General features: G+C 59.8%; 22 protein-coding genes. 8 read left to right on the top strand and 14 right to left on the bottom strand.

Annotated elements, in window-relative coordinates:
* Nucleotides 1-138 precede the first annotated feature (138 nt).
* The 3 genes from ACIOMO_RS02725 to ACIOMO_RS02715 all read left to right on the top strand — a co-directional run bounded on the left by ACIOMO_RS02725 (nucleotide 139) and on the right by ACIOMO_RS02715 (nucleotide 2,861).
* Nucleotides 139-675 (top strand): family 16 glycosylhydrolase, encoded by a 537-nt coding sequence (locus tag ACIOMO_RS02725; RefSeq protein WP_401237901.1) that lies wholly within the window; start codon nucleotides 139-141, stop codon nucleotides 673-675.
* A gap of 118 nt (nucleotides 676-793) precedes the next feature.
* The gene (locus tag ACIOMO_RS02720; RefSeq protein WP_401237899.1) at nucleotides 794-1,843 is read left to right on the top strand and encodes an acyltransferase family protein; all 1,050 of its coding nucleotides are present in this window, start codon (nucleotides 794-796) and stop codon (nucleotides 1,841-1,843) included.
* A gap of 115 nt (nucleotides 1,844-1,958) precedes the next feature.
* Nucleotides 1,959-2,861, top strand: a complete 903-nt coding sequence (locus ACIOMO_RS02715; RefSeq protein ID WP_053120153.1) for a bestrophin family protein — start codon at nucleotides 1,959-1,961, stop codon at nucleotides 2,859-2,861.
* Nucleotides 2,862-2,867: 6 nt separating this feature from the next.
* Here the strand turns inward: ACIOMO_RS02715 and ACIOMO_RS02710 are convergent, their stop codons facing one another.
* On the bottom strand, nucleotides 2,868-3,887 hold the full coding sequence (locus ACIOMO_RS02710; protein WP_401239405.1) for a LacI family DNA-binding transcriptional regulator: 1,020 nt from the start codon (nucleotides 3,885-3,887) through the stop codon (nucleotides 2,868-2,870).
* A gap of 187 nt (nucleotides 3,888-4,074) precedes the next feature.
* Between ACIOMO_RS02710 and ACIOMO_RS02705 the strand changes: the two genes are divergently transcribed.
* The 3 genes from ACIOMO_RS02705 to ACIOMO_RS02695 all read left to right on the top strand — a co-directional run bounded on the left by ACIOMO_RS02705 (nucleotide 4,075) and on the right by ACIOMO_RS02695 (nucleotide 7,642).
* Nucleotides 4,075-5,268: a Gfo/Idh/MocA family protein gene (locus ACIOMO_RS02705; protein WP_401237897.1), complete on the top strand. Its 1,194-nt coding sequence runs from the start codon at nucleotides 4,075-4,077 to the stop codon at nucleotides 5,266-5,268.
* A 19-nt stretch (nucleotides 5,269-5,287) separates the two neighbouring features.
* Complete coding sequence (locus tag ACIOMO_RS02700) at nucleotides 5,288-6,340, top strand: sugar phosphate isomerase/epimerase family protein (RefSeq protein WP_401239402.1); 1,053 nt, start codon at nucleotides 5,288-5,290, stop codon at nucleotides 6,338-6,340.
* A gap of 69 nt (nucleotides 6,341-6,409) precedes the next feature.
* Nucleotides 6,410-7,642, top strand: a complete 1,233-nt coding sequence (locus ACIOMO_RS02695; protein WP_401237895.1) for a nucleoside permease — start codon at nucleotides 6,410-6,412, stop codon at nucleotides 7,640-7,642.
* A gap of 36 nt (nucleotides 7,643-7,678) precedes the next feature.
* On the opposite strand, the gene ACIOMO_RS02690 is transcribed toward ACIOMO_RS02695, so the two are convergent.
* Nucleotides 7,679-8,155 (bottom strand): MarR family winged helix-turn-helix transcriptional regulator, encoded by a 477-nt coding sequence (locus ACIOMO_RS02690; RefSeq protein ID WP_400748239.1) that lies wholly within the window; start codon nucleotides 8,153-8,155, stop codon nucleotides 7,679-7,681.
* Between the two features lie 292 nt (nucleotides 8,156-8,447).
* Here ACIOMO_RS02690 and ACIOMO_RS02685 point away from each other — a divergent pair, with 292 nt between their 5' ends.
* On the top strand, nucleotides 8,448-9,401 hold the full coding sequence (locus ACIOMO_RS02685; RefSeq protein WP_401237893.1) for a PDR/VanB family oxidoreductase: 954 nt from the start codon (nucleotides 8,448-8,450) through the stop codon (nucleotides 9,399-9,401).
* A 36-nt stretch (nucleotides 9,402-9,437) separates the two neighbouring features.
* Nucleotides 9,438-10,511, top strand: coding sequence for a Rieske 2Fe-2S domain-containing protein (locus ACIOMO_RS02680; RefSeq protein WP_401237891.1), 1,074 nt, complete (start codon nucleotides 9,438-9,440; stop codon nucleotides 10,509-10,511).
* Between the two features lie 57 nt (nucleotides 10,512-10,568).
* Here ACIOMO_RS02680 and ACIOMO_RS02675 read toward each other — a convergent pair whose 3' ends face one another.
* The 12 genes from ACIOMO_RS02675 to ACIOMO_RS02620 all read right to left on the bottom strand — a co-directional run bounded on the left by ACIOMO_RS02675 (nucleotide 10,569) and on the right by ACIOMO_RS02620 (nucleotide 25,273).
* Nucleotides 10,569-12,200, bottom strand: coding sequence for an arylsulfatase (locus tag ACIOMO_RS02675; RefSeq protein ID WP_401237890.1), 1,632 nt, complete (start codon nucleotides 12,198-12,200; stop codon nucleotides 10,569-10,571).
* 45 nt (nucleotides 12,201-12,245) lie between these two features.
* Nucleotides 12,246-13,040 (bottom strand): cyclase family protein, encoded by a 795-nt coding sequence (locus tag ACIOMO_RS02670; protein WP_341637468.1) that lies wholly within the window; start codon nucleotides 13,038-13,040, stop codon nucleotides 12,246-12,248.
* Nucleotides 13,018-14,019 (bottom strand): NAD-dependent epimerase/dehydratase family protein, encoded by a 1,002-nt coding sequence (locus ACIOMO_RS02665; protein WP_401237888.1) that lies wholly within the window; start codon nucleotides 14,017-14,019, stop codon nucleotides 13,018-13,020. The genes ACIOMO_RS02670 and ACIOMO_RS02665 overlap by 23 nt, the downstream gene beginning before the upstream one ends.
* Before the next feature lie 9 nt (nucleotides 14,020-14,028).
* A complete protein-coding gene (locus ACIOMO_RS02660) occupies nucleotides 14,029-15,012 on the bottom strand; it encodes a fumarylacetoacetate hydrolase family protein (protein ID WP_401237886.1) in 984 nt (327 codons plus the stop codon).
* Nucleotides 15,009-15,590, bottom strand: a complete 582-nt coding sequence (locus tag ACIOMO_RS02655) for a cupin domain-containing protein (RefSeq protein ID WP_401237884.1) — start codon at nucleotides 15,588-15,590, stop codon at nucleotides 15,009-15,011. Before ACIOMO_RS02655 ends, ACIOMO_RS02660 begins: the two co-directional genes overlap by 4 nt.
* Nucleotides 15,591-15,603: 13 nt before the next feature.
* Nucleotides 15,604-16,851, bottom strand: coding sequence for an MFS transporter (locus ACIOMO_RS02650; protein ID WP_401237883.1), 1,248 nt, complete (start codon nucleotides 16,849-16,851; stop codon nucleotides 15,604-15,606).
* On the bottom strand, nucleotides 16,841-19,315 hold the full coding sequence (locus ACIOMO_RS02645) for an RND family transporter (RefSeq protein WP_401237881.1): 2,475 nt from the start codon (nucleotides 19,313-19,315) through the stop codon (nucleotides 16,841-16,843). Before ACIOMO_RS02645 ends, ACIOMO_RS02650 begins: the two co-directional genes overlap by 11 nt.
* A 4-nt stretch (nucleotides 19,316-19,319) precedes the next feature.
* Complete coding sequence (locus ACIOMO_RS02640) at nucleotides 19,320-20,423, bottom strand: WD40/YVTN/BNR-like repeat-containing protein (protein WP_401237880.1); 1,104 nt, start codon at nucleotides 20,421-20,423, stop codon at nucleotides 19,320-19,322.
* A 60-nt stretch (nucleotides 20,424-20,483) separates the two neighbouring features.
* The gene (locus ACIOMO_RS02635) at nucleotides 20,484-21,872 is read right to left on the bottom strand and encodes a DUF1329 domain-containing protein (protein ID WP_401237878.1); all 1,389 of its coding nucleotides are present in this window, start codon (nucleotides 21,870-21,872) and stop codon (nucleotides 20,484-20,486) included.
* Between the two features lie 12 nt (nucleotides 21,873-21,884).
* Nucleotides 21,885-23,582, bottom strand: a complete 1,698-nt coding sequence (locus ACIOMO_RS02630; protein WP_401237876.1) for a DUF1302 domain-containing protein — start codon at nucleotides 23,580-23,582, stop codon at nucleotides 21,885-21,887.
* 57 nt (nucleotides 23,583-23,639) lie between these two features.
* Nucleotides 23,640-24,776 (bottom strand): FAD-dependent oxidoreductase, encoded by a 1,137-nt coding sequence (locus ACIOMO_RS02625; RefSeq protein WP_401237875.1) that lies wholly within the window; start codon nucleotides 24,774-24,776, stop codon nucleotides 23,640-23,642.
* A 134-nt stretch (nucleotides 24,777-24,910) separates the two neighbouring features.
* Nucleotides 24,911-25,273: a Rieske (2Fe-2S) protein gene (locus ACIOMO_RS02620; protein ID WP_401237873.1), complete on the bottom strand. Its 363-nt coding sequence runs from the start codon at nucleotides 25,271-25,273 to the stop codon at nucleotides 24,911-24,913.
* Nucleotides 25,274-25,283: the final 10 nt, after the last annotated feature.

Below are 25,283 nucleotides of genomic sequence, written 5' to 3'. Positions count from 1 at the left end.
CGCGCGATGCTGGCCTGCGCTACAGCGAAGACCGCTTCATGTGGACGCGAATCGCGGAAAACTGGGAGATCCACACGGTGTCGACGCCGGTAACGACGTGACGTTGCCAACCTGAACATCGTCTTCCGCAAAGAAAGCTTGCCCGACAAGTACGTCAAACTCGGTTTCAAGGACTACACCTCAGCGATGGTTCGCACCCTTGAACGCGGTTTTTACGGTTACTACGAAGCACGGGCCAAGCCGATGAATTCCGCTGGTTCCAGCGCTTTCTGGCTGGCGTGGACGGGCATGATGGACAACGCCACCGAAATCGACATTTTCGAAATCGGCGGCAAAACCAAAAATGCCGCCCTCGACCGTTCGTACAACATAAACGCCCACTTATGGGCCACGCCGCAAAGCAGCGAACACATCGCCGACGGCAGCATCTGGCTGAGTCCATGGCGCCTGGCCGAGGACTTCCATGTCTACGGCTTCGACTGGCAGCCCGACACCCTGCGCTGGTACGTCGATGGCGTGCTGGTGCGGGAATCGAAGAACAGCCACTTCTTCTTCCCCATGGAGATCGTCTTTGACAGTGAGGCGATGTGGAAGTGGTTCGGCATCGTCGATGACGCTGACCTGCCCTCCACCTTCGAAATCGACTACATCCATATGTGGCAACGCAGTCCATAGCCGTCTCATCAAACCGGGGGACGAATCGCCACGGCTTCAATCGCTTTCGCCTGGGGTCAAGTGTCAGTGACCAGAGTCGTCAGTTTCAATCAGCGCGAAAAAGTCTGGAGCGCCCTATATGAACAACCGACGGCTGCAGGAACTGGATTTGCTGCGCTTCCTCGCCGCTATCGCCGTCGTGATTTTTCACTATGCGTTTCGCGGCTATGCAAAAGGCGACATGTCGACGATGCCCTATCCCTGGTTGGCCGAGCCTGCCAAATACGGTTATCTGGGCGTCGAACTTTTTTTCATGATCAGCGGATTTGTCATCCTGATGACCGCGTCGAGCAACAACCTCAGCGTATTTTTCATCTCCCGCGTCGTGCGCCTCTGCCCGGCGTTCTGGGTGTGCTGCACGCTTACGTTTTTGTTCACGTTAGCCATCGGCCAGCCACGCTTCTCGGCCGATCTTTACCAATATTTGATCAACATGGCCTTTCTGAGCGAGATGCTGAATGTAGAGCCGATCGATGGGGTGTACTGGTCACTGTTTGTAGAAATAAAGTTCTACTTGATGATTTCCGTCCTGTTGAGCGCGAAGAAAATAGACAAAATCGAACCGTTCCTCGTGGCCTGGCTGCTGGTTTCTGCAACAGCGGAAATACTGGTGTTGGAAAAACTACGCTCGCTATTGATCACTGATTACGCCGCCTACTTCATCGCCGGAGCCACGTTCTACCTCGCGTGGGTCAAGGGTTTTAACACAACCCGGGTTCTGCTACTGCTGGGCGCGTTGGCGTTAGCCTGCTTTACCGCGCTGGTGTGGGCCGAATCGATCGAAACCAAATACTCGACTGAATACAACCCGCTGATCATCTGCGGTCTGATCGGCCTGTTTTTCATCCTGTTCTACTTGATCACGACCAACCGAACGCCTGCGATCAGTCGGCGCAACTGGACGGTGCTGGGCGCGCTGACGTATCCGCTTTATCTGCTCCATCAAATGATCGGCTTCATGATCTTCAACATCGCTTACCCGGCGGTGAACCCGCACCTGCTGTTCTGGGGCACCATCATCCTGATGATTGCCGCGTCCTGGTTCATCAACAAGAAAATCGAAACGCCGATTGCCCGTTTCATCAAAAGATACCTTTCAATCTCCTTCAAACGTGTCAGAGCCGATTAGCCGGCTTCCTGCACCCCTATCTATCATGCCCCCCCGCCGCCCTCATCGAACCTTGCAGCGAAAACACCGTCCGAGCTAAGGCATCAATGCTTCCCGCTCGCCACGAGGTTTCCGTTTGAAAGCTGCCATCGTCAAAAAATACCGTTTGATCATCAAGACCCTGGGCTATGTCGGCTGGGCGTTGTTCTGGCTGTTGCTGTGGGACATCGCTGTCACGGTCGACTTCATGTTGTTTCTCAACGCCAAGCTGAATTTGCCGCTGATGCCCCTGACGTTATTGGGTTCGGCATTGATCGTGCTGATCAGTTTTCGTAACAGCAGCGCTTACAACCGCTGGTGGGAGGCGCGGACGCTGTGGGGTTCGATGATCAACAGTTCGCGCAGTTTTGCCCGGCAGGTGCTGACGTTGCTGGATGATCCCGGCACCGAGGTGAATCCGGTCAAGTCGACGTTGCTGCGCCGTCACGTTGCTTACGTGAATTGCTTGGCGGCGCATCTGCAAGGTTTGCCTTGCCCTGAGGAAGTCCGGGCGTTTATTCCTGCTGATGAGTTTGCGCGAAGTGGCACCACCAATAACTTTGCCAACGACATTCTTACTGGCTCCGCTGCCTTGTTGGCGCGGGAATACAAGGCCGGGCGTCTGGACAGCATTCGTCTGGCGCGCTTGGAGTCGACGCTGGTGGATCTCTCCAACAGTCAGGGTGGTATGGAGCGGATCGCCAATACGCCGCTGCCCTACCCTTATGTGTATTTTCCGCGGCTGTTTATTTCGCTGTTCTGTCTGATCGTGCCGGTGGGCCTGGTGGAATCGCTGGGCTGGTTCACGCCGCTGGCTTCGACCGTGGTTGGTTTTATGTTGCTGGCCATCGAGCGGATTGGCACCGATCTGCAAAGTCCGTTTCGTCATAGCGAGCATCAGATTCAGATGGAAGCGCTGTGCGAAACCATCGAGAAAAACCTGCAGTCGATGCAGCGCGATTCGTTGGGCGACGTGCGCCGGCACGGAGAAATTGCTTGAACCCTGCTAAACCGGCTGCGCTTTGCTAGCCGCGCAAGGGCCTGAACTGGCGCGGCCGGTGAACTCGAACGGCAGCACGACGTGGCGCTTGGGCAACGGTTTCTTATCGATCAGCATGATCAGCATTTGCACGGCTTTCTCACCGAACGCCTCAGCGGGTTGCGAGATGGTCGTCAGGGGTGGATCGCAGTAGGCGGCCATCGGAATATCGTCGAAGCCCACCAGTGAAATATCCTCAGGCACGCGCAAACCCGCTTGCTTGATGCGTTTCAAGGCACCGATGGCCATCTCGTCGTTTTCACAGAAAAGCGCAGTTGGCCTCGTCGCCATCGAGAGCATTTTCGAGGCGCCGACGAACCCGGCATTCAGGGTGAAGTCGCCATGGCAGACCAATTCCTCGTCGAAACCGATTCCGGCTTCGCGCAAAGCGGCCTGATACCCGGCCAGTCGGTCGCGTGTCAGAGGACTGCTTCTTGAGCCTTTGATCAGTCCGATCCGCTGATGTCCGAGCGCGATAAGGTGTTGCGTCATCGCCTTGGCGGCCGCGAAATTATCCAGGCTGATGGTGGCGTGACGCCCGTCACTGATGACTTCGCAGGCATTGACGATCGGCGGCAAAACCGCGCTCGAAGCCGCGGTATCAAAGGGGTCAAACGCGCGCAGTTGAATCACGCCGTCCGCCTGGTGGGCATACACCAGTTCGGCGAATTGCCGCTCGACGGCTTCTTGCCCTTGAGTATCGCAAAGCAGCAGACGATACCCGGCCGCCTGAGCCGCCTTCTGCGCCCCACTGATCACCCGTGCGAAAAATGTATTGGCGATTGCCGGAACGAGGATCACCAGGTTGCCGGTTTTTCGCGAGCGAAACTGCACGGCCATCAGGTTCGGCCGGTAGTTGGCTTGTTCGACGGCAGCGTTGACCTTGTCGCGGGTCTCGGGGAGCACCCTCTCCGGTGATTTCAGTGTTCTGGACACCGTCGCCACGGATACACCTGCCAGTCGAGCCACCTCACGGATATTTGACACAAACGCCTCGCGTGTTCGGAAGATCGAGTGCGGCAGCTTACCGCACGTCGCGACAGGCGGAAATGTCCACTCCACATCGTCGCAGGATTTGACACTGCCGGAATTGAAGCCTAAATTTCCGGGCAGATGTAACCGGTTACATCACCACTCAATCATAGTAAACAATTAACCCACCGAGACGAGTGACATGAGTTCAGCAGGTCGAAAAATAAGAATGGGTTTTGTCGGCGGCGGTGAAGGCGCCTTCATTGCTCAGGCGCATCGGCAGGCGGCACGCCTGGATGGCCAGTTCGAGCTGGTCTGTGGTGCCTTCAGTCGCACGCCTGAAAATAACCAGCGCACCGCCGCTGCACTGGGTGTGCCTACCCAGCGCTGCTACGACACCTGGCAGGCGATGCTCGATGCCGAAAGTGTGCTTGCGTCTGAGCAGCGCATGGAATTGCTGGTGATCGTCACGCCAAACCATCTGCATGCACCGATTGCCAGTCAAGCGCTGCGCGCCGGTTTCCATGTATTCAGTGAAAAACCTGCTGCGCTGGATCTTGCTGAACTGCAGTCGCTCCGACACGACGTCATCCACAGCGATCGAATCTACGGGCTGGCTCACACCTACCTCGGCTATGCGATGGTCTGGCAGGCCCGCGAAATGGTACGCAGCGGTGTGATCGGCCGCCTGCGCAAGGTGCTGGTCGAATATCCTCAAGGCTGGCTCAGCGAAGATGTCTCCGGACGCGGCAATAAACAGGCGGACTGGCGAGACGACCCCGCGCAGTCCGGCATCGGTGGCTGCATCGGTGATATCGGCACTCACGCCTTCTCTCTCGCGGAGTTTGTCGCCGACCAGAAAATTCAACACGTCAGCGCAATGCTCAGCGCTCACTTCGATAACCGTCAGCTGGATGACGACGCCTCGATGCTGTTCAAAATGGCTGATGGCGCCAGCGGTGTATTGATCGCCAGTCAGGTCTGCGCGGGAGAGGAAAACCCGCTGAAGATCCGCCTCTACGGTGATAAAGGCGGGCTGGAGTGGCGCCAGGAAGACCCGTCCAGCCTGATCCATCGCTCGATTGACCAGCCGATCCGCCTGTTGCGCTCAGGCGTCGGGCAACCCTGGTTGTGCGCCGACGCCACATCGCGGATGCGCCTGCCCGCCGGGCATCCGGAGGGTTATCTCGAAGCCATGGCCAATCTTTATCGCGCGCTGGCGCAGTCGATTTTGCACAAAGTGCCTGGCCACGATGCGCCGGGCGTTCCCGGAGTCAACGTTGGTTTACGCGGCATGGCGTTCATCGAGACGGCCATCGCCAACCATCGGGGTGACGCCAAGTGGAGCGAAATCCCCGACACCTACACCGCAGGAGAATCCTCAGATGAACGCTGAGTTGCGACAGACCAAAGGCATGCGCGGGCCGGGTATTTTTCTCGCCCAGTTCATGTCCAGCGAGAGCCCGTTCCATACGTTATCCGACATCGCGCAATGGGCCGCCTCCCAAGGCTACAAGGCGATCCAGATACCGACCCTCGGCACGCAATTCATCGACCTTGAGCGAGCAGCCGAGAGTCAGGATTACTGCGACGAACTCATCGCCACCTGTGCGCGAGCCGGCGTGGTGATCAGCGAACTGTCGACGCACCTGCAAGGCCAGTTGGTCGCCGTGCATCCCGCGTTCGACGCCATCTTCGACGACTTCGCCCCTGAACATTTACGCGGCCAGCCTAAGGCTCGCACAGAGTGGGCAATTTCCCAGCTCAAACTCGCCGCCCGCGCCAGTCAGCGCTTAGGCTTGACGGCTCACGCGACATTCTCCGGCGCCTTGCTCTGGCCGTTTCTGTACCCGTGGCCACAACGCCCGGCCGGGCTTGTCGATGAGGGGTTTGCCGAGTTGGCGCGGCGCTGGTTACCGATCCTCGATTGCTTTGAAGCAGCGGGCGTTGATCTCTGCTACGAGATCCATCCTGGGGAAGATCTGCACGATGGCGCCTCGTTCGAACGCTTTCTCGAAGCGGTGAATCATCACCCTCGCGCGGCGATTCTTTACGATCCAAGCCATCTGCTTTTACAACAAATGGACTATCTGGGTTTCATCGATCGCTATCACGAGCGCATCCGCATGTTCCACGTCAAGGATGCCGAGTTCCGTCCCGACGCCCGCTCTGGCGTGTACGGCGGGTATCAGGGCTGGATGGATCGGCCCGGCAGATTCAGATCGCTGGGCGATGGCCAGATCGATTTCAAGTCGATCTTCAGCAAATTGACCCAATACGATTTCAGCGGCTGGGCCGTGCTGGAATGGGAATGCTGCCTGAAGGACGCCGCCCAGGGCGCCGCAGAAGGCGCGGCATTCATAGAGCAACACATGATCAAAAAGACCGAGAAGGCTTTCGACGATTTCGCCCGTGTGACGGCCGATCAGCAATCCAATCGACGACTGCTCGGCCTGGGCGATGACTGACGCCACAGCGGCTGGCCACTAACGTCTATCCAATAACGTCTATCCAATAAGAATAATAGGGTGACTGACATGCCTGGAATTAACGCGCGACTGAGCGCGATGATGTTTCTGCAATTTTTTATCTGGGGTGGCTGGTTCGTCACCCTCGGGACGTTCCTCACTACGACGCTGGCTGCCAGCGGCGGTCAGGTGGGCATGGCCTTCTCCACGCAATCGTGGGGAGCGATTTTCGCCCCGTTCGTGATTGGCCTGATTGCTGACCGCTTTTTCAACGCGGAACGCATTCTGGCGGTGCTGCATCTACTGGGCGCCGCGCTGCTCTACCGGCTCTATCTCGCTGATGATTTCAGCGCGTTTTACCCTTACGTCCTCGCCTACATGATGGTCTATATGCCGACCCTGGCATTGGTCAATGCCGTCGCGTTCAGGCAAATGAAAGATCCCGCGCTGGAGTTTTCGCGGATTCGCGTTTGGGGAACGATCGGCTGGATTATCGCCGGGCTGGTGATCAGCTTCGGCTTTGCCTGGGACTCTCAACAGGCCATCGCGGACGGAGCGCTGCGCAACACGTTTCTGATGTCCGCCGTCGCCTCGTTGATCCTTGGTGTCTACAGCTTCACTTTGCCCGCGACCGCGCCGCTCGAGCACGGTGAAAATACCGGTGGGCTCAAACAGCTGCTGGGGGTGGAGGCTCTAGGTTTGCTGAAGGATCGAGGCTACCTGATCTTCTTCATCGCCTCGATTCTGATCTGTATTCCTCTGGCGTTTTACTACCAGAACGCCAATCCGTTTCTGTCTGAAATCGGTGTCGAAAACCCCACCGCAAAAATGGCCATCGGGCAGGTGTCCGAAGTGCTTTTTATGTTGCTGCTGCCGCTGTTCATCCATCGTTTCGGCATCAAAATCGCACTGTTGATCGGGATGTCGGCGTGGGCATTGCGGTATTTGCTGTTCGCCTATGGCAGTAACGGTGATCAAGCCATGATGCTGCTGGCCGGCATCGCCTTGCACGGCGTCTGCTATGACTTCTTTTTCGTCTCAGGGCAAATCTACACCGACGCCAAAGCCTCAGAGCGCTTTCGCAGTTCCGCGCAGGGACTCATTACACTGGCCACCTACGGCTTTGGCATGCTGATCGGATTCTGGGTTGCGGGTCAGGTGACCGACCACTTTTCGACAGCGGGCGTTCACGACTGGCGAAGCATCTGGCTGTTTCCGGCAGCCTTCGCCATCGCGGTGTTTATTTTGTTCTGGCTGACGTTCACCGGGCGGAACGAGCGCGATATGAAACCTGCGATATAAATGCGAGCCACCGTTCGCTGCGTGTGCCAGCGGTGGTCAGACTTGATCGTCACTCGGGTCATAACTGTTCACATTGGGCACCTGCAGATGCAGGCGCCCAAGCAAGTCAACCAGCGTGTCGACCTCGCCCGGGGTCAATCCGCTGAGCAGACGCGACTCGCGCTCCAGTGCCACTTTAAGCACACGGTCATGCAGCTCCTTGCCGCTGGCCGTCAATCGCACGGTGTAACGCCGCGCGTCCTTGGGATCCAGCTGACTGGTGATCCGCCCCGCCGCTTCCAGCGTTTGCAATGAACGACTGACAGCGCTCTTGTCGAGCCCGATCGCCTGGCAGATTCGATTGGCGGTGATGTCGGATTCAACCGCCAGCATTGACAGCATCCGCCATTCAACCACGCCGATGCCGAAGTGTTTGCGGTAGCACTGGGAGGCTCCGGTGGCGAGTTTGTTCGCCAGGAATGTCACCAGGCCAGGTACATAACGCGACAGGTTCAGTTGTGTATCGGTAGCCATCGAGAAAACACCGTAGATCGAAGATCTGGCAATTTGGTTGACACCGCAACCAATTTATCTGAGGATTCACTCAGCCAACCATTGCGGACAATGCGCCGCATGATACGCCGTAGCACAACCTCAAAAAAATAATTATCAGGTCTTGCTTATGAACCTCCGCCAGTCGTGCCCGTCCCTGGTACCCGTGATTACCGATCCTCTCTATTTCCTCGCGCCCGGCTGATTCGTCACTCGCTCGCAGCCTTTTTTCCGTTCGTTTTTCAGCAGCCACTTCAATGTGGAGGGAGAAGTCATGCTTGAAGTCAACGTCACCCGCAAAGTCGTTGAGGCCGAGGGTATTTGCAGTTTCGAGTTGTGCGCAGCAGACGGTAGCCCGTTACCACCGTTCAACGCCGGTGCTCACATCGACATCCACATTGGCGGCGGCCTCACCCGGCAATACTCGCTGTGCAATGACTCCAAAGAGCGTCATCGCTACGTGATCAGTGTGTTGAAGGATCCCGCCTCCCGCGGCGGTTCTACCGCGATGCACGACACCATCAGCGAGGGCCAGACACTCAGTATCAGCGAGCCGCGCAACCTCTTCCCACTCGCTGATTCAGCCACGCGTCACCTGCTGTTTGGCGGTGGTATTGGCATTACGCCGATGCTGGCAATGGCCCACGAACTTCATCATCAAGGCGCGGATTTCGAGCTGCATTACAGCTTTCGATCCAGCGAACGCGCCGCGTTTATCCAATACCTGCGGCAAGCACCGTTCGCCAGCCACGTGCATTTGCATGACGACAGCGGATCGCCCCAACAGAAACTCGATGCAACCGCCCTCCTCACCGCGCCAGACAGCGCGACTCACCTCTACGTCTGTGGCCCGGCCGGTTTCATGAATTTCATCCTCGACACCGCGCAGACCGCTGGCTGGCCCGAAGATCGTGTGCACAGAGAGTTCTTCGCCGCCGCACCGGTCGATGCAAGCGCTGATTCGCCGTTCGAAGTTCAGTTGGCGAGCACGGGGCAAATTTTTTACATCCCCGCCGATCGCACTGTTTTTGAAGTGCTCGATGAGGCCGGGATTGCCATCGAATCATCCTGCGAGCAAGGCGTCTGCGGCACCTGTGTCACGGGCTTGCTCGAAGGCATTGGCGATCACCGCGACCAGTTCATGACCGCCGCCGAACACGCGGCCAATGACCGCTTCACGCCGTGCTGCTCACGTGCCAAATCGCCCCGCCTGGTATTGGACCTTTGACCTGAACCGAGCCTTGACCGCTCGCCGGAGAACATCATGACGACCGCTGCCCAACCCCTTGCACACGAAATTGCCCCGGCCAATGTGCCAAGTTTCCCACTCGATCAATGGTACGTCGCCGCCTTGAGCCGGGAACTGAAAGACCAGCCCCTTGGCCGCACGTTACTGAATAAACCGGTGGTGCTTTTTCGCACGGCGGATAACCAGGTCGCCGCGCTGGAAGACCGCTGCTGCCATCGCGCACTGCCGCTGTCCGGTGGCACGGTGGAGGAACGCGGCTTGCGCTGCGGTTACCACGGCCTGCTATTTAATGAGGGCGGTAAATGCATCGAAATTCCGGGCCAGGACAAGATCCCGAGCAAAGCCAAAGTCCCTGCTTACCCTGTCCGGGAGCAGGATCAGATCATCTGGATCTGGTTCGGCAGCGCAGAGCATCCAGAGCCGACATTCGCGCCACCGGTCTATGACGTGCACAGCAGCGGTAAGTACCTGTTCGACGGTGATGTCTACCACTACGACGCGCCCTATCAACTCATCCACGACAACCTCATGGATCTCAGTCATCTGGGTTACGTCCATTTGCACACCATTGGCGGCAACGCCAGCATTCACATGAACGCGCAGATGAGCGTGGACGGCGATGACTCGATGGTTCGCGTGGTTCGACACATGCCCGATTCCGTTCCGCCGCCGACCTACACCGCGGCCTACCCGTTCAAAGGCAACATCGACCGCTGGCAGGAGATCGAATTTCACTTCAATCACCTGCGCATCTGGACCGGCGCGATAGACGCAGGCACGGACGATCTGCACAACCCGGATCGAGGTGGTTTCCATATGCGTGGTTTTCACGGTGTGACGCCGGAAACCGACACCACAAGCCACTATTTCTGGACCATGGCCACCAACCCTGAGCATGATCCCGAAGCCGTCACAGCCAAAGTCCTGCATCAGACGCGATTGACGTTCGATGAAGACAAAGTGGTGATCGAAGCGCAGTACCAGAACATGTGCCGGTTCGGTACGCGCCCGATGATTGATATTCATGTCGACGTCGGTGCCAATCGTGCCCGCAGAATCATCGAGCGACTGCGCAATCCGACAAGTTGATGGCCGCAACACAGTGGCGGCGGCAAATGCCGTCCACTGTGTTAAGCCTCTGCCGTGCTAGCGCGGCGGAAAAGCGACGCCGACCCGCTCGGCGTACTTGAGCCACGCGGCTTTGAGCCGTTGAACCGTCTGCGGTTGAGCCGCCGCCAGGTCATGGGTTTCACCACGATCCTGGGCAACATCAAACAACTGCCATTGCGGCGGCTGCGAGTTATCGCCGAAACCTGCTGGCGGGCGCATGCCCAACAATTTGAGATTGCCCTCACGATAATAAGCATTGCCGAACAACTCTCCGGCCAGACTCTCAGCGTTGTGAGGGCTGCCCTTGCCTTCGAGCATTGGCAGGATGGAAGTGCCGGTAATCGGGTGTTTGTCCGCTTCGCTCGGCAAGGCGATACCCGCCAAATCAAGGAATGTCGGCGCCAGATCATCCACCCGCGCTACGCCTCTTTCCACACCCTGACGCCGCAGTTTCTTGGGCAGTTGGATGATCGCCGGCACACTGATTCCGCCTTCGGCCGTGGTGCCCTTGAACAAGTGGAAAGGCGCGGCACTGACTTCCGCCCAACGCAAACCATAGTCGATCTGCGAGCCGGGCTGGCCCAGATTGGCCAGGCTGTTATCCGTGTTCGCGCCGGGTGGATAGAACTGCGCGTGGTTTTCCGCCGCCGCGCCGTTGTCGGACATGAACACGATCACCGTGTTGTCGTACTGGCCGCTTTGGCGCAGATAGTCGATGACCCGGCCAATGTTGTGATCGAGGTTGTCGACCATTGCCGCGTAGATCTCCATTTTCCGCGCTTCGACTTTCTCCTGCTCGGCCGTGAGTTGCTGCCAACCGGGCAGCCGTGGGTTCACAGGCAACGGTTGCGCTGGCTGAAAGTCCTTGTCCACCAGGCCGAGTTTTTTCAGCCGGTCAATGCGCGACGAGCGCACGGTGTCGTAGCCCTGATCGAAGCGGCCGCGGTATTTGTCGAGGTATTCCTTGGGCGCTTGCAACGGCCAGTGCGGTGACGTGTAGGCGGCATAGGCAAAAAACGGCTTGCCCTCACGCTGGGTGTTTTGCAGATAGCCAATCAGCTTGTCGGTGTAAAAGTCTGTTGAGTAGAACGTCTCGGGAACCTCTACCGACTGGCCGTTTTCACGGTAATGCACTTGCTCCAACGGCGCCGGTGCAACGCTGGCGGGTTTGAAGTGCGTCGCCCCGCCTTCCAGCAACGTGAACGACTGTTCGAAACCACGCCGATCCGGGCCTTGATCGGCTTCCAGACCCAAGTGCCATTTGCCGACCATCAGCGTGTTGTATCCGCCCGCTTGGAGCAGTTCGGCAACCGAGTAGGCGCGCCCGTTCAGGAACCCTTCATACCCCGGTTTACCCCGTTGAAACGGTTGCAATGCTTCGGCCATGGTGCCCAGCCCGACAAGGTGATTGTCAGTGCCGGACAGCAACATCGAGCGGGTGATGGAACAGGTCGGCGCCGCGTACATGCTGGTAAATTGCACGCCCTGTTGGGCCAGTTCATCCAGTCTGGGCGTGTGAATCTCGCCGCCATAGCTGCCCAGATCCGAGTAGCCGAGATCGTCCGCCACGATCAGCAGAATATTCGGTTGGCTGGCCGCCAGGGCCACGCCACTGGCCATAGCCAGGGCGCAAAAAAGTGCCGTCAGCGGTAATCGCGATAGAGCCATCGGTTTTCTCTTATTGTCGTTGAAGGAATGCCTCGAACAGCCCGATCACTCTTCGAAAATAGCCACCGCACGCACAAAACCTGCAGACGCATGGCGGATCTTGTAGGGAAAGCACGACACGGTGAAGCCGCTCGCTGGCAGGGATTCGAGGTTGGCCAGTTTTTCCATTTGCCCATAGCCGATATCGCGCCCGGCCTTATGCCCTTCCCAGATGATCGAGGCATCGCCGCTGGCAGCAAAACGCTCACGGGTGTATTTGAACGGTGCATCCCAGCTCCAGGCATCCGTGCCGACCACGCGCACGCCACGCTCCAGCAGATACATCGTCGCTTCGCGCCCCATGCCGATGCCGGCATCGAGATACCCCGGCTGGCCAAACAACGCCCCGGCGCGTGTGTTGACCAGCACGATATCCAGCGGTTGCAACGTGTGCTCGATACGCGCCAGCTCCGCTTCGACCTCTTCTGCCGTGACCACGTGACCGTCGGGCAAATGGCGAAAATCCAGTTTGACCCCCGGCTGCAAGCACCAGTCCAGCGGCAACTCATCGATGCCAAATGCCGGCTCGCCGCCATCGGTGGTCGAGGCGTAATGCCACGGCGCATCCATGTGCGTGCCGCTGTGGGTGGTGATCTGCAAGCGCTCGGCGGCCCACGATTCATTGCCGGGCATCTGCTCAAGCTGCAAACCCGGAAACATTGCGGCCATTTCCGGCCAGCCTTGCTGGTGATCCATGTAATCGATTTTCGGCAACAGCGGCGGCGGGTCTGTATACGGGTTGTTATCGAGGGTCACCGAAAGGTCGACCAGACGACGTTTACGCTGGATGGGCTGTGACATGAGGCGTGTCTCCGTTCAACGGCAGATGCCGATAAGGGGCTGGGTTGAGGGCGTTGCGAATAAGCGTGGCGACGTTGCCGTCATGGCAGAAACCGGCAGCGCGGGCCTGCGGGGTTTTCAAGGGCGGCATGCGCCCGAACAGGGTTTCGAGGTCACGGTCCGCGGCAAAACTGATCAGCGCACGGCGTTGCTCGCCGTAAGTTGCCGCCAGTGCATCGATGACCTGGGCGATGGACAACTGCAGCACCGGCAGTTGCCAGACCCGCTGTTGCGCGGCGGCCTCATCCAGTTCGGCGGCGTGAATCAAGTTGTTCACGCAACAGCGGGCCGACATCCACCACGCTGTTGCTTGCGGTGACACCGGGCAGCAATAGTCAGCGCCCTCGGCAAAGGCACGCATCAAGTCGCTCATGAAAGCCGAGCGCAAACCGTTGGGTTCACGCGGGCGCGCGACAATGCCCGGCAGACGCACCGCGCGGCTGTCGACTTCAGCGCGCCGACCCAGATCAATCAGCGCGCGCTCGACCATCAACTTGTGTGTGCCGTACGACAGTTGCGGGTGCAGTTCAGCCTGCTCGTTCATCTTCGCCGGCAGATCCGCGCCGTACACTGCGACGCTGCTGGCATACACCAACACCGGAGGTCGCGCCTTGTTGCGCAGTTGATTGAGCAGTTCGAGGCTGGCCAGCAGGTTGACCTGATAACCCGATTCGTAATGCGCCTCCGCCGCCCCACCGGGGATGCTGACCAAGTGAAACACCACATCGATGCCATCGGCCAAGACCCGGCGCATCAACGCCGCATCCGTCACGCTGCCGCTGTGCCGACGCAGGCGCGGGTCGTCTGGCAGGCCTTGGACGTCAGTGTCGAGCACCAGCAACGAACGAATGACTTGCCCACGTAAGCTGCCGCGCGCGAGCAGACAGCGCAGCAGTTCGCGGCCGACAAAGCCATTGGCTCCGGTAATCAGTACACGCATGGGCGTTCCTTAGCCGTTGGCTTTGACGACGCGTTGATCGATCGCACCAAACAGCGACCGACCATCGCTGCCGGTGACGTCCATGCGCACGCGATCACCGAAACGCATGAAGCCTGTGACCGGCGCGCCCTGCTCGATCATCTCAATGGCCCGACGTTCGGCGATGCACGCCGAGCCGACGTTGCGCTCGGCATTCGACACCGTGCCGGAACCGATCAGGGTGCCGGCGCGCAAGCGACGGGTTAAGGCCGCGTGGGCGATCAGCTCACCAAAATGAAAGTTCATCTGCGCGCCGTGCGGCTGGCCAAACCACTCGCCGTTCCACTGCACTTGCAGGGGTAAATTGACGCGGCCATCGCGCCAGGCTTCGCCGAGTTCATCCGGGGTAATCGCCAGCGGGGCAAAACTGGAGGACGGTTTGGCTTGCAGAAATCCAAAACCGGTGCGCATTTCACGCGGTGCCAGCGCACGCAGGCTGACATCATTGATCTGCAGAATCAGCTTGATGTGCTGCAACGCGTTTTCCGCCGAACAGCCCATCGGCACATCATCGACCAGCACGACAAATTCGCCTTCGAAATCGATGCCCTGGCTTTCGCTCGGCAGTTGGATGTCATCGTGTGCGCCGATGAAGTCATCACCGGCGCCCTGATACATCAACGGCGTACGGTCAGCGCCTTCGATCGGGTCGAGGTTGAACGCCTTCTGCATCAGCGCGCCGTGACTGAGAAACGCCGAGCCGTCACACCATTGATAAGCACGCGGCAACGGTGCCATCGCCTGCGCGGGGTCGAAGGCAAAGGCCTCGCGGCAATCGTGGTTTTCAAGTTCACGCGCCAGGGCCTGCAACCGCGGCTCGGCTTCAGCCCAGTTTTCGATGGCTTGCTGCAAGGTCGGCGCCACCAAACGGGCGTCGATAGCCCGGGCCATGTCACGTGAAACCACCACCAGTTGGCCGTCACGGCTGCCGTTTTTCAGGGTTGCGAGCTTCATGCTTTTTCTCCCGGGCAGTCCTGCAGTTCAGCGGCAAAGCGCCCGTCCAGCAGAATAAACACCATGCGCGCCATGGCCTCGGTGCGGTTGCTCCACGCGTGATTGGTGCCGCGTTGAACCACCACATCGCCGCGCTTGAGGTGGACTTCCGTATCGTCGAGCACTAGCCAGACTTCGCCTTCGGTGACGATGCCGTAATCAAGGGTTTCGGTGCGGTGCATCAGTTTGTGCCGCGAGTTCGCCTGGCCGGTGCCGGCATGCGCCTGGCCAATCTCGGCAAATGCGGCTGCTGCAGCGGCAGCGCTGACCTGGTTCTGCACGCTGTCTGGTGGAATGTCGACGACGCGAATCACGCTGCCCTGCGGGCCAGGACTCAGCTGTAAGGGTTTGCGGGTTGGATCATCGCCATTGTCGAGCAGTGCCGGACTGCCGCTGCTGTTCCATATTTCATGAAACACCGTGCCTGGCACCGCTTGCAGTGCGAAGACGTTGGCGGTTGCGCCGAGACTGGCGACGACCGCGCGGCCGTGGGCATCATGCCCGGTGACCACGCGTTTGAAAGGGGGAAGCGTTTGCATGGAAAATCCTCGTTCAATGGCCGTTGCCGATGGAGTCGTGACCGCCAACATTGGGGCGGGTCAGCAGACCACCGAGCCTCGGCACGGACAGACAAAACAGTGCCACGACCAGTTGCAGCCAACCGATCATGGCCAACGCTTGCGGCAACGCCGTGGAAGCCCCGGCAGTGATGGCGAGTACCACCAGCGGACTGATGAATTCGCCCGCGAAAATCGCCGCGGTGAAGCACCCCGCCGCTCGCCCACGCTGAGCAAAACCGACTTGCGCCATGATCCAGGTGATCAACGTCGGCAACATCAGGCCGATGCCCAGCCCGTTGACCAAGACCGCGACCACCACTTGCGCGTGGCTGCCGGCAGCGGCCATCAACAGGCCGCCGATACCCGCGAGGCCATAGGCAATCAGCAACACATGCTGGCTGCGCAGACCGCTCAACAGACGAAAACTCAAGGCCCCGACAAGCACGCCGAGTTGATTGGCGCCCATGGTCATGCCGATCTGCTGCGGCGCATCCACATGCAACAAGTTGAGCAAATAACCGGCTTGCACCGGCACGATGAACAGGCTCAGGCCCGCGAGCAGCGATAATCCATACAGGGGCGTCAGTGCGCGCCACGGAAAAACGCGCAGGGCTGGCACCGGCAATGTTGCTGTCGGTTGCACGCGGGGTTGCGGCTCCCAGAGTTTCCACGCCATCAGCGGCAGGAAAATCAGCCCGACCGCGTACAGCGCAAACGGTGTACGCCAGTCGTCCTGGCCAAGAAAACCACCCAGCGCGATAAACACCGCAGCAGAGAGCGACGTTGCGACCATTTGCAGTGCAAACAGGCGTTCACGGCGTGCGCCGCTGTAGTAGTCGCCCATCAGCGTTGTGCAGCAGGTCATGATCCCCGCCTCCGCCAGACCAATTCCGGCGCGGCTGGCGACGATGGCCGGCAGCGAATCCAGCCACAGCGGCAACACACCGCAGAGCGTGTACAGGGCCATGCTCGCCAACAACAGCGGTTTGCGCCCGAGCCGGTCGGCGATGACCCCGGCAAACGGCGCCAGTAGTGCAATCATCAATGCCGGCAGGGTCAGCACGATCGGCACCAGCACGGTGCTGCCGGCGACCTCGGCAAAATGTGCCTGCATGCGCGGCAATACCGGTGCGAGCAATACTGCGCCGAGCACGGGCAGACAGCTGCCGAACAGCAACAGCAACGATTGCGTCAAACCGGCGCGGCGGTCGCTGTTTCCCAATGAAGACTCAACGGCCATGACAGGTCTCCCGATGACGCGATTGAACAACATCTGCCGCCACAGCTCGCGACGGCACGGCCACATCGGCTGCCTCCGCCGGCGTTTCTGCGTCGGTGTTCGTCCGCCGTGCAGGCAGCAGAAAGTACGCCAGCGCTGGCAACAGCAGCAGCGCCCCGACCATGTTCCAGACGAACATGAACGCCAGCAGCACGCCCATGTCAGCCTGGAATTTGATCGGCGAGAAGATCCACGTGGCCACACCAATGGCGAGCGTGATGCCGGTGAGCATCACCACTTTGCCGGTGGACACCAGTGCGCGGTAATAGGCTTCTGACAGGCTCGCACCCTGGCGCAGATGACCGAGCAGGATGCTCATCACATACAACGCATAGTCGACGCCAATGCCGACCCCCAACGCGATCACCGGCAACGTCGCGACCTTCACGCCGATGTTCAGCCAGACCATCAATGCTTCGCAGAGGATCGAGGTGACCATCAGCGGAATCACCGCGCACAGCGTGGCGCGCCACGAGCGGAAGGTGATCAGGCACAGCACGATCACTGCGCCGTAAACCCAGAACAGCATCTCGCGGTTGGCCTGTTTGACCACGATATTGGTCGCCGCTTCGATGCCGGCATTGCCCGCCGCCAGCAGGAACTGCACATCCTTGTCGTTATTGGCGGCGGCGAATTGCTCAACGTGCTCGACCAGCCGCGTCAGCGTTTCTGCCTTGTGGTCGGTGAGGTAGGCGTACAGCGTGAGCAGGCTGCAATCCTCGTTGTACAAGCCGCGTGGCGCACTGGCGGTGATCATATTGAGCATCGCCTGATTGTTCTGCAGCTCGTACCACTTGGCGCTGCCTTCGCTGAGGCCAACCAACATGCGCCGGTTGAGCAAGGCCAGCGAGTTGGTCGAATCCACCCCCGGCAGCGCACGCAGTTGCCAGTCCAGCGCATCGACTCTGGCGAGGATGTCGTAACGCGCACATTGCCCGGCCGGGGTCTTGACCATCACCGCGAACAAATCGCTGCTGGCGCCGTAATGCCGGGTCAGAAACGCATCGTCCTGGTTGTAGCGTGAGTCGGCCCGCAGCTCCGGCGCGCCGGCATCGAGATCACCGATCTTCAATTGCAGGCTGACCACAAAGCCCAATGCCGCCAACGCCAGACTGATGACAATGCACAGGCTGGCCCAGCGACGTTGGGTAAACAGATCGAGAAAACGCCAGAAGCCATGACGCCGCGCGCCGGCCTGATCGTTCTGCTCGCTCTTCAGACTCAATTGCGCCGCGCGTGGCGTTACGCCGACATAGGACAGCAACACCGGCAGCAGAATCAGGTTGGTGAAAATCAGCACCGCCACACCGATACTGGCGATCACGGCCAGATCCTGAATCACCTGGATCTTGATCAGCATCAGCACGGCAAAACCCACTGCGTCGCACAGCAACGCCGTGAGCCCGGCCAGAAACAGCCGTCGAAAAGTGAAGCGTGCGGCAACGACCCGGTGCATGCCGCGACCGATGTCCTGCATGATGCCGTTCATTTTCTGCGCACCGTGGCTCATGCCGATGGCGAACACCAGAAACGGTACCAGCACCGAGTACGGATCCAGCTGATAGTCGAGCAACGGCAACAGCCCCAGTTGCCAGACCACCGCCACCAGCGAGCAGAACACCACCAGCACCGTGCTGCGCAGGCAGCGCGTGTACCAGAACAGCACGGCGGTGGTGATCAGGATTGCGACGGCGAAGAACAACAGGATCTGCTTGAGCCCGGCGATCAGGTCACCGACCTTTTTCGCGAAACCGGTGATGTGAATGTCGATCTTTTCGTTCTGATACTGGCTGCGCAACGCCTCCAGTTGCTCGGACAGCACCGAGTAATTCAGCGCCTGACCGTCGGCAGTCGTGGCCAGCAACGGCACGTAAATGATGCTCGAGGTTTGATCGAACGCTACCAGTTGGCCGAGCTCGTTGGAGCGCTGCACGTTGCGGCGCAAGGCCTCGAGACTGGCCGGTGTGCCGGCATAATCGTCCGGAATCACCGGGCCGCCATCCAGTCCGTCTTCAGTCACTGCGACCCAGCGAGTTGCCGGCGTCCACAGCGATTTCATGTAGGCGCGATCAACGCCCGGCAGCAGGTAAAGCTTGTCGCTCAACGCCTGCAGGGTTTTCAGATACTCAGCGTCGTAGATATCGCCCTGGCGATTGGCGACGACGATGCGCAGAGAGTTGCCCAGACCGCTGAGTTGCTTTTGATGTTGCAGATAATTGGCGATGTAGGGTTGTTGCGTGGGAATCATCTTTTCGAAACTGGCGTTCAGCTCGACGCGCGTGGCCTGATAGCCCAAAAAGAGCGTGGTCACCAGGCACACCAGCAACACCCACAACCGGTGATTGAACAAAGTGCGTTCCACGACCGAGCCGGAGCGCGGGTCGAAACTCGCCAGGCTGGCCGTGGCGTTGTCGAATGGTTTCATAACCTCACTCCGAAGCTGTAGCGGTGGGCGACGCCAGGCGCGTCAACCCGGTAAAACCGGCCAGCACCAGGCTGCCATCGGCGGCCTGCACGACGCTGGCAATCGGTTTGCCCAGCGGTTTGCCGAAAGGCTGCAGGGTTGGTGCATCGCCCGTGGTGCGAAACATCGCGCCCGCCTGATTGACCACCAACAGCTGGCCGTCAGCGGTGCGAATCGCTTCACTGAAGGACACTGGCATCGGTACGGGCGCAGGCACGAAGCTGTTGCCGTCGTCGGTAGAAATGAACGCGTTGCCTTTCAGGCCTGCCGCCAGCAGCGCGCCGTCATCGCGTACTTGCAGGGCGAAGAAACTGCCGCTGTACGGGCTGTCGAGCGCGACGAAGGATTGTCCGCCGTCCTCGGAACGCGCCACATAACCTTGCTCGCCGGCGATGAACCAACGCTCGCCTTGTTGCGCGATGGCATACAGGTGCGCGCCCATCGGATTGTCGATCTGGCCCATCAGCGAGTGCCAGCTCACGCCGCCGTCTTCGGTGGTAAACGCGAGGCCGTAGGCGCCGACGATCAGGCCGTGACGTGCATCGGTGAACTTGAGGCTGAGAAACGGTTTGTCCGCACCTTCGCTGACCATCCGTTCGGCGGTTTGCACGCGCGCCGCCGCTGCGTCGGGGTCAGTGGCTGTCGGCACTTGCTCGCGTGCGGCGTGCAATTCCAGTTGCGCCGCGCGGTTGCCGTCCAGCTGCAACGCCCAGTTTTCGCCACCGTCGTGGCTGACCAGCACCGCACCGGCATGACCGACCGCCCAGCCCGTGTTGGCATCGACAAACTGCACCGCGGTAAGGCTGACGGACACCGGCACCTGCGCCTGCCGCCAATTGATCCCGTTGTCATCGGAGAGCAAGACGATGCCGCGTTCGCCGACTGCCACCAACCGCGCACCTGCCCGCGCCAGATCAAGCAAGACCGCTTGCCGGGCCTGCGGCGCGCGCATCGCCGGCGTATTCAATACATCGCCGACGGCAGCGGCCTGAGCCTGGCTCACGGTTAATACGCAAGGCAGCGCCAGCAGCGCTAACAACCGCCCGAGCACCTGACAGATTCTGTTCATACCGACCTCGAAACCACCTGTGAAACCGGATCGCCACACCGTGTCGCGATCCGGCCCGATTCAACGAACCCCGGCACCCGCCATCGCCGCCGGCGAGAATTCCGACGCCTTGTAGCGATCGACCACGCCGTATTGCTCAGGCAGGCCGGTGTAGACGTTCTGGATAAACCAGGCGCCGGAGGTCAGGTCGTAGAAACCCGAAGACAGCTGCGCCTGCGCTGGCAGATCCGGCAGCACGGCGGGCAGCGACCACAAGGTTTTGGCGAGTTGGCCGTTGGCGTCCCAGCGATCGCCGAGCATGGCCTGCCAGGTGTCTTCGTCGAGGTAGTAACGGCCCTTCGGCAATTGGTGACGCTTGCCCGGCGCAAGTTCGGCGTCCACCACCCACACGCGATGCAATTCCCAGCGCACGTAATCAGGATTCATGTGATGGGCCAGAAACAAGTCTTCCGGTTTGCCTGCCGTCAGGACTTTGTTGGTGTTGTAGGGGATGTATATTTCCTGCTTGCCGACCAGCTTCCAGTCGAAGCGATCGATGCGTCCCTGGAACACGCTCAACTCATCGAACGACATCACCCCGGCGGTTGCCGGCGTCGGTGTGTCGCAGCAGGCATTCGGCAACTTGCGCACGCGGCGCTGGCCGGTCAGATAGACGTGGGCCTGGGACTTGTCGCCGTTGATATTGGTGCGCCCCATGATTTGCTCACCGGCACGCAACGGCGGGCCGACGTTCAGCAGGCGGAACAGCCAGTAATCACCGGCGAAACTTTCCGGCGTGCCGTCCTGGTAGTAATACGGCATGTCCTGAATCGCCTGGCCGTCGGTGGTCATCACCTGTTTGCCATCTGCGGTCATCAGGTAATGGCGAAAGTGCATGGCCAGTGACGTGCCGCGCCAGTTGAGGATGTGGTTCCACATGGCTTCCGCGCCGTTATGCGGAATCGGGAATGGAATACCGCCAAACGCACCTTCGGGCACCGGCCCGGCGCTGCTGTCGACCAGCTTGGCGCGGGTGGCATTTTTCAGAGTGTTGTCGTACACCCATTGCGGTGCGGCGGCCGTGCGACGGGTCGGATAGACGTCGATGCGATAGGTGTCAGGAAAACGCTTGAACATTTCCTTGGTGCCATCGCTGAGCTTGGCGGCGTATTGCGCCAGATTTTTCGAGGTGATGCTGAACAGCGGTTTGTCGGCCGCAAACGGATCGCTACGTTTGCCGCCCTCCTTGAAGGCCGGATCGACCTTGGTGTAGCCGCCGTCCCAGGCTGGAATCGAACCGTCGGCATTGCCGGCGCGCTCGGCACCGAACGGCGTCAGCGATTTGTTCAATTTCGCCGCTTCGTCAGCCGTGGCTGCTGCGGCACCCTGACTCAATATCGCCAGGCTTGCGAGCAACGCGAAGCACAAGGCTTTGGGTGTGAACGCGGCATTTTTGTTGTTATAGGTCATGCGCAAGTCCTCTTAAAACGTGGTCTTGACGGAGAAGGCGAGGTAATCCCGATCCTTCAGCGATTGCTGGAAATTGAATTGGCTGGTCGCGTTGAGGTTGGTGTTCTCGGGGCCGTAGTAATGCGTGTATGTCAGGCCGGCGGTCACACGGTCGAGGTAGGTCGCGGTAATACCGATATTCATGTCACCGCCGTTATCCGCGCCGAACGAACTGACAACCGCCGACTTGCCCAGCGGGAAATAGCTCAGGCCAACGGGAATGCTGATATCCACGCCGGGGAAAAACTGCCGATAAGTCGGGGTGTAAACCATCTTGAAGCCGAGACCGTCATCGGTGGCGTTGGGGTCTAGTGCGGCACGGTTTTTCGTGACGCTGAGCAGACGGTTCCAGGCGACCTCACCGACGAATCCGGACTCCTTGGCAATGAAGTTCGGTCCGAACGAAGCGATCACGTTGAGGTTGATGTGCGCGGTGCGCCCGACGGCATAAAGCGCATCGTCGTCGTTGTCGGCAGCAACCCCCGGTAGCACCGTGACGCCGTTGGACACCAGTGGCATGTTCCAGCGCATCGAGGCTTCACCGGCAAAGCTGTAGGCATCGACGGTGGTGGAGAAACTGGCACCCAGCGCGCGGATGTCTTCCGGATAAACCCCGTAGTAATCGCCGATTTGGCCCGTGCTGAAGTTGGGTGCGCCAGTGGAAGGCCTGAGGTACAGCTTGGGGGTCTTGTCGTGGTACTGAATGGCATAGAGACCGTACTCCACGGTCTCTGCGCTGTATTTCAGTTGCAGGCCACCCTGCCCCGAATCTTTGGCATCTTTGTCTTTGCCATGGAAAAACGCCGCCGGACTGCTGGCGTTGCCACCCAGAAACGCCGGAAACGGCGCGCCGACGATCAGGCGTTCATTGCCTTCACCGATGGTGTCGCTGGTAGAGAAGTAACTGCCTGCGCCAGGCAAGCGTGTTTCTTCCCATTCCAGTTGGTAAAACGCACCGAGGGATACGTCATCGGTCACTTGGAAGGTGCCCGACAGTTGATTGACCGGACGGGTGATTTCCTTGAACTGCGTGTTCGGCACCGACTGAGCCTTGACCACGTCCACCGGGGCCATGCCACCGGCAATGCCGTTGGCGCCGAAGAACAGGCTTTCACCCCAGATCAGGCCATGACGGCCGGCGCGCACCGATGTTGCGCGGTCGGCCAGTTCACCGTTCCAGTAGACGAACGCGTCGAGGATTTCGCCGTCACCACCGTGCAAATGACGGGTGTCGTCGGTGAACTCGTCGTAGCCCACCGAACGTGCGTTGGCGCGGGACGGATCGTTATTGTCGTTGTTGCCCTGGTACTCGCTGTCGTACCACGCTGCACCGCTCAAGCGTGCGCCGAAATCCTGAAACGACAGATCCAGCTCCGAGAGGATGTCGGTGCGATTGGAGATCAGGCCTTTTTTGAACGCACGATCGCCATCGTCCTGATTGAGCGCTACCTGACCCTCGGTCAACTTGCTGCTCGGATTCTGCGTGCGCCAGGCAGCGCTGTACTTGATCGTATTGTCCCAGCGCAGCTTGAAATCCGGGTTGCCGGTATCGATGTCGAAAGCGAAAGCGGCCTGGCTGCACAGCACCAGCAGCGCAGCGACGCTCAAACCAAAGGGTGCAGACGAGCAGACCGGGCGACGCGCGAGCGCCGCAGTCGTAGAACTAACCATCGCGTTAACCTCTTGTTTTTATGGTGGTAACTGCTGTGGATGAGGCGCAGGTGTGGCTTAGATTGGCTCGGCAGTGCGCGCGAGCATTTGCTTGACCAGGCCAATGCGATCGAAGGCGCGGTCGTGTTGCATCTCCTTGTCGCCGGCCAGCACCGAGCTTTCGCTGATGTACTTGCAACGTTCGAAGCGCCGCGCCATGAAGCGCTGCAACTGCTGCTCGACGCTGGTGGTCGCGGACTGCTCGTGAGTCAGTTCTTCGCTGAGCACAATCGCGTCTTCGATGGCCATGCCGGCGCCTTGACCGAGGTGCGGCGTGGTGGCGTGGGCCGCATCGCCGATCAGCAGGACGCGTCCGCGATGCCATGGTTCATCGACGAACACCACTTCCATCGGCTTGTAGACGACCTGGCTGTTGTCAGTGATTTGCTCGCGCAGTTCGCCAATCAGCCCGGTGAAGCCTTGCAGGCGCTGGCGCATCTGCGCGGCCAGATCGGCAGGATCCATCCACGGATTGGAGGGCTCGTGGGACGTCAGAAACAGGTACATCAAGTCGCCGGCCAGCGGCACCAGCCCGGCGTTGCCGTCAGCGCTTTGATAGTTGGCCAGATGGTCAATCTGTGGCGCGCGGGGAAAGTTGTAGCGCCATACCGACTGGCCAGTGAAACGCGGGGTGTAGGCATCGCCGAAGACCAGGCTGCGCACTTTCGAGAACAGTCCGTCGGCACCAACCACCAGGTCGTAGCGGCCGCGACTGCCGTCGGTAAACAACACGTCGACCTCTGCGCCGTTGTCGTCCAGCGTTTCCACGCTCAGGCCCAAACGCACGTTGGCACCGAGTTGCAGCGCGGTTTCGCTGAGGACTTTGTGCAGCGCCAGGCGAGAAATGCCGACGTTGGCGGGGTACTGCGGGCCGGCCAGTCGCTGACCCGGAATGCGCGCCAGTTGCTGCCCGCCGGGGCCGTAGATGGCGACGTCTTCGAAGGCATAAGCGGCGTCCAGATAACCGTCGAGAACGCCGAGCTTGGCCATTTCACGGACGACGTTGCTCTGCTGAATAATCCCGACGCCATAGACTGTCCATTCGGACTTGAGCTCGATCAGGTCGACCTCGATACCTTTACGCCGCAAGGCGATGGCCGCACACAAGCCGCCGATACCACCGCCCACGATCAGAACGTTGTTCACTGCACTCATGGTGTTCTCTCTTTTTATTCTTGTGATCGATGCTGCGTCGGGCACGGCATCGTTGGATGAAGCTTCCCGGCAAAGCAGGGATTTGACTAATCGCGAGTAAGGATGCGATGTATCGCCGTACGCGATACCTCGATTTATCCCGGCAGCGGCACCCCTTCAGGCATTTGCACCAGCAGCCAGCCGTCCTTTTCGCAGAACGGCAGCGCCTCCAGCGTCTGGCCCAGACACGGGCCGTAGATACACTCGCCGGTCGCCGGCAGAAATTGCGCACCGTGGGCGTAGCAGACGATCAACTGGCCATCGGCGGACAGGAACTTGTCCTTGCGATACTCAAGGCGCACGTCCAGATGCGGACAACGGTTGCGATAGACCCGCACCTGATGGTCATGACGCAGGGCAAACACGCTGTCGCGGCCCTGCGCCAACGGATCGAACCCGCGCGCCCGGCCCTCCTCCAGTTCGTCCAGCCGACACAGTGGCTGCGCAATAGAGCCCATGATCAGCGCC

It is taken from the genome of Pseudomonas sp. NPDC087804, assembly GCF_044742965.1.
In the GTDB taxonomy this organism is placed as follows: domain Bacteria; phylum Pseudomonadota; class Gammaproteobacteria; order Pseudomonadales; family Pseudomonadaceae; genus Aquipseudomonas; species Aquipseudomonas rustica.
The sequence above is the reverse complement of the archived record's forward strand: the minus strand, read 5'-3'. Positions and strand labels throughout refer to the sequence as shown.

Bases quoted from the DNA above. Each gene is read 5' to 3' on its own strand.
- ACIOMO_RS02720 (WP_401237899.1), top strand. From the start codon at position 794: ATGAACAACCGACGGCTGCAGGAACTGGATTTGCTGCGCTTCCTCGCC.
- ACIOMO_RS02705 (WP_401237897.1), top strand. From the start codon at position 4,075: ATGAGTTCAGCAGGTCGAAAAATAAGAATGGGTTTTGTCGGCGGCGGT.
- ACIOMO_RS02700 (WP_401239402.1), top strand. From the start codon at position 5,288: ATGCGCGGGCCGGGTATTTTTCTCGCCCAGTTCATGTCCAGCGAGAGC.
- ACIOMO_RS02695 (WP_401237895.1), top strand. From the start codon at position 6,410: ATGCCTGGAATTAACGCGCGACTGAGCGCGATGATGTTTCTGCAATTT.
- ACIOMO_RS02690 (WP_400748239.1), bottom strand. From the start codon at position 8,155: ATGGCTACCGATACACAACTGAACCTGTCGCGTTATGTACCTGGCCTG.
- ACIOMO_RS02685 (WP_401237893.1), top strand. From the start codon at position 8,448: ATGCTTGAAGTCAACGTCACCCGCAAAGTCGTTGAGGCCGAGGGTATT.
- ACIOMO_RS02680 (WP_401237891.1), top strand. From the start codon at position 9,438: ATGACGACCGCTGCCCAACCCCTTGCACACGAAATTGCCCCGGCCAAT.
- ACIOMO_RS02675 (WP_401237890.1), bottom strand. From the start codon at position 12,200: ATGGCTCTATCGCGATTACCGCTGACGGCACTTTTTTGCGCCCTGGCT.
- ACIOMO_RS02670 (WP_341637468.1), bottom strand. From the start codon at position 13,040: ATGTCACAGCCCATCCAGCGTAAACGTCGTCTGGTCGACCTTTCGGTG.
- ACIOMO_RS02665 (WP_401237888.1), bottom strand. From the start codon at position 14,019: ATGCGTGTACTGATTACCGGAGCCAATGGCTTTGTCGGCCGCGAACTG.
- ACIOMO_RS02660 (WP_401237886.1), bottom strand. From the start codon at position 15,012: ATGAAGCTCGCAACCCTGAAAAACGGCAGCCGTGACGGCCAACTGGTG.
- ACIOMO_RS02655 (WP_401237884.1), bottom strand. From the start codon at position 15,590: ATGCAAACGCTTCCCCCTTTCAAACGCGTGGTCACCGGGCATGATGCC.
- ACIOMO_RS02650 (WP_401237883.1), bottom strand. From the start codon at position 16,851: ATGGCCGTTGAGTCTTCATTGGGAAACAGCGACCGCCGCGCCGGTTTG.
- ACIOMO_RS02645 (WP_401237881.1), bottom strand. From the start codon at position 19,315: ATGAAACCATTCGACAACGCCACGGCCAGCCTGGCGAGTTTCGACCCG.
- ACIOMO_RS02640 (WP_401237880.1), bottom strand. From the start codon at position 20,423: ATGAACAGAATCTGTCAGGTGCTCGGGCGGTTGTTAGCGCTGCTGGCG.
- ACIOMO_RS02635 (WP_401237878.1), bottom strand. From the start codon at position 21,872: ATGACCTATAACAACAAAAATGCCGCGTTCACACCCAAAGCCTTGTGC.
- ACIOMO_RS02630 (WP_401237876.1), bottom strand. From the start codon at position 23,582: ATGGTTAGTTCTACGACTGCGGCGCTCGCGCGTCGCCCGGTCTGCTCG.
- ACIOMO_RS02625 (WP_401237875.1), bottom strand. From the start codon at position 24,776: ATGAGTGCAGTGAACAACGTTCTGATCGTGGGCGGTGGTATCGGCGGC.
- ACIOMO_RS02620 (WP_401237873.1), bottom strand. From the start codon at position 25,273: ATGGGCTCTATTGCGCAGCCACTGTGTCGGCTGGACGAACTGGAGGAG.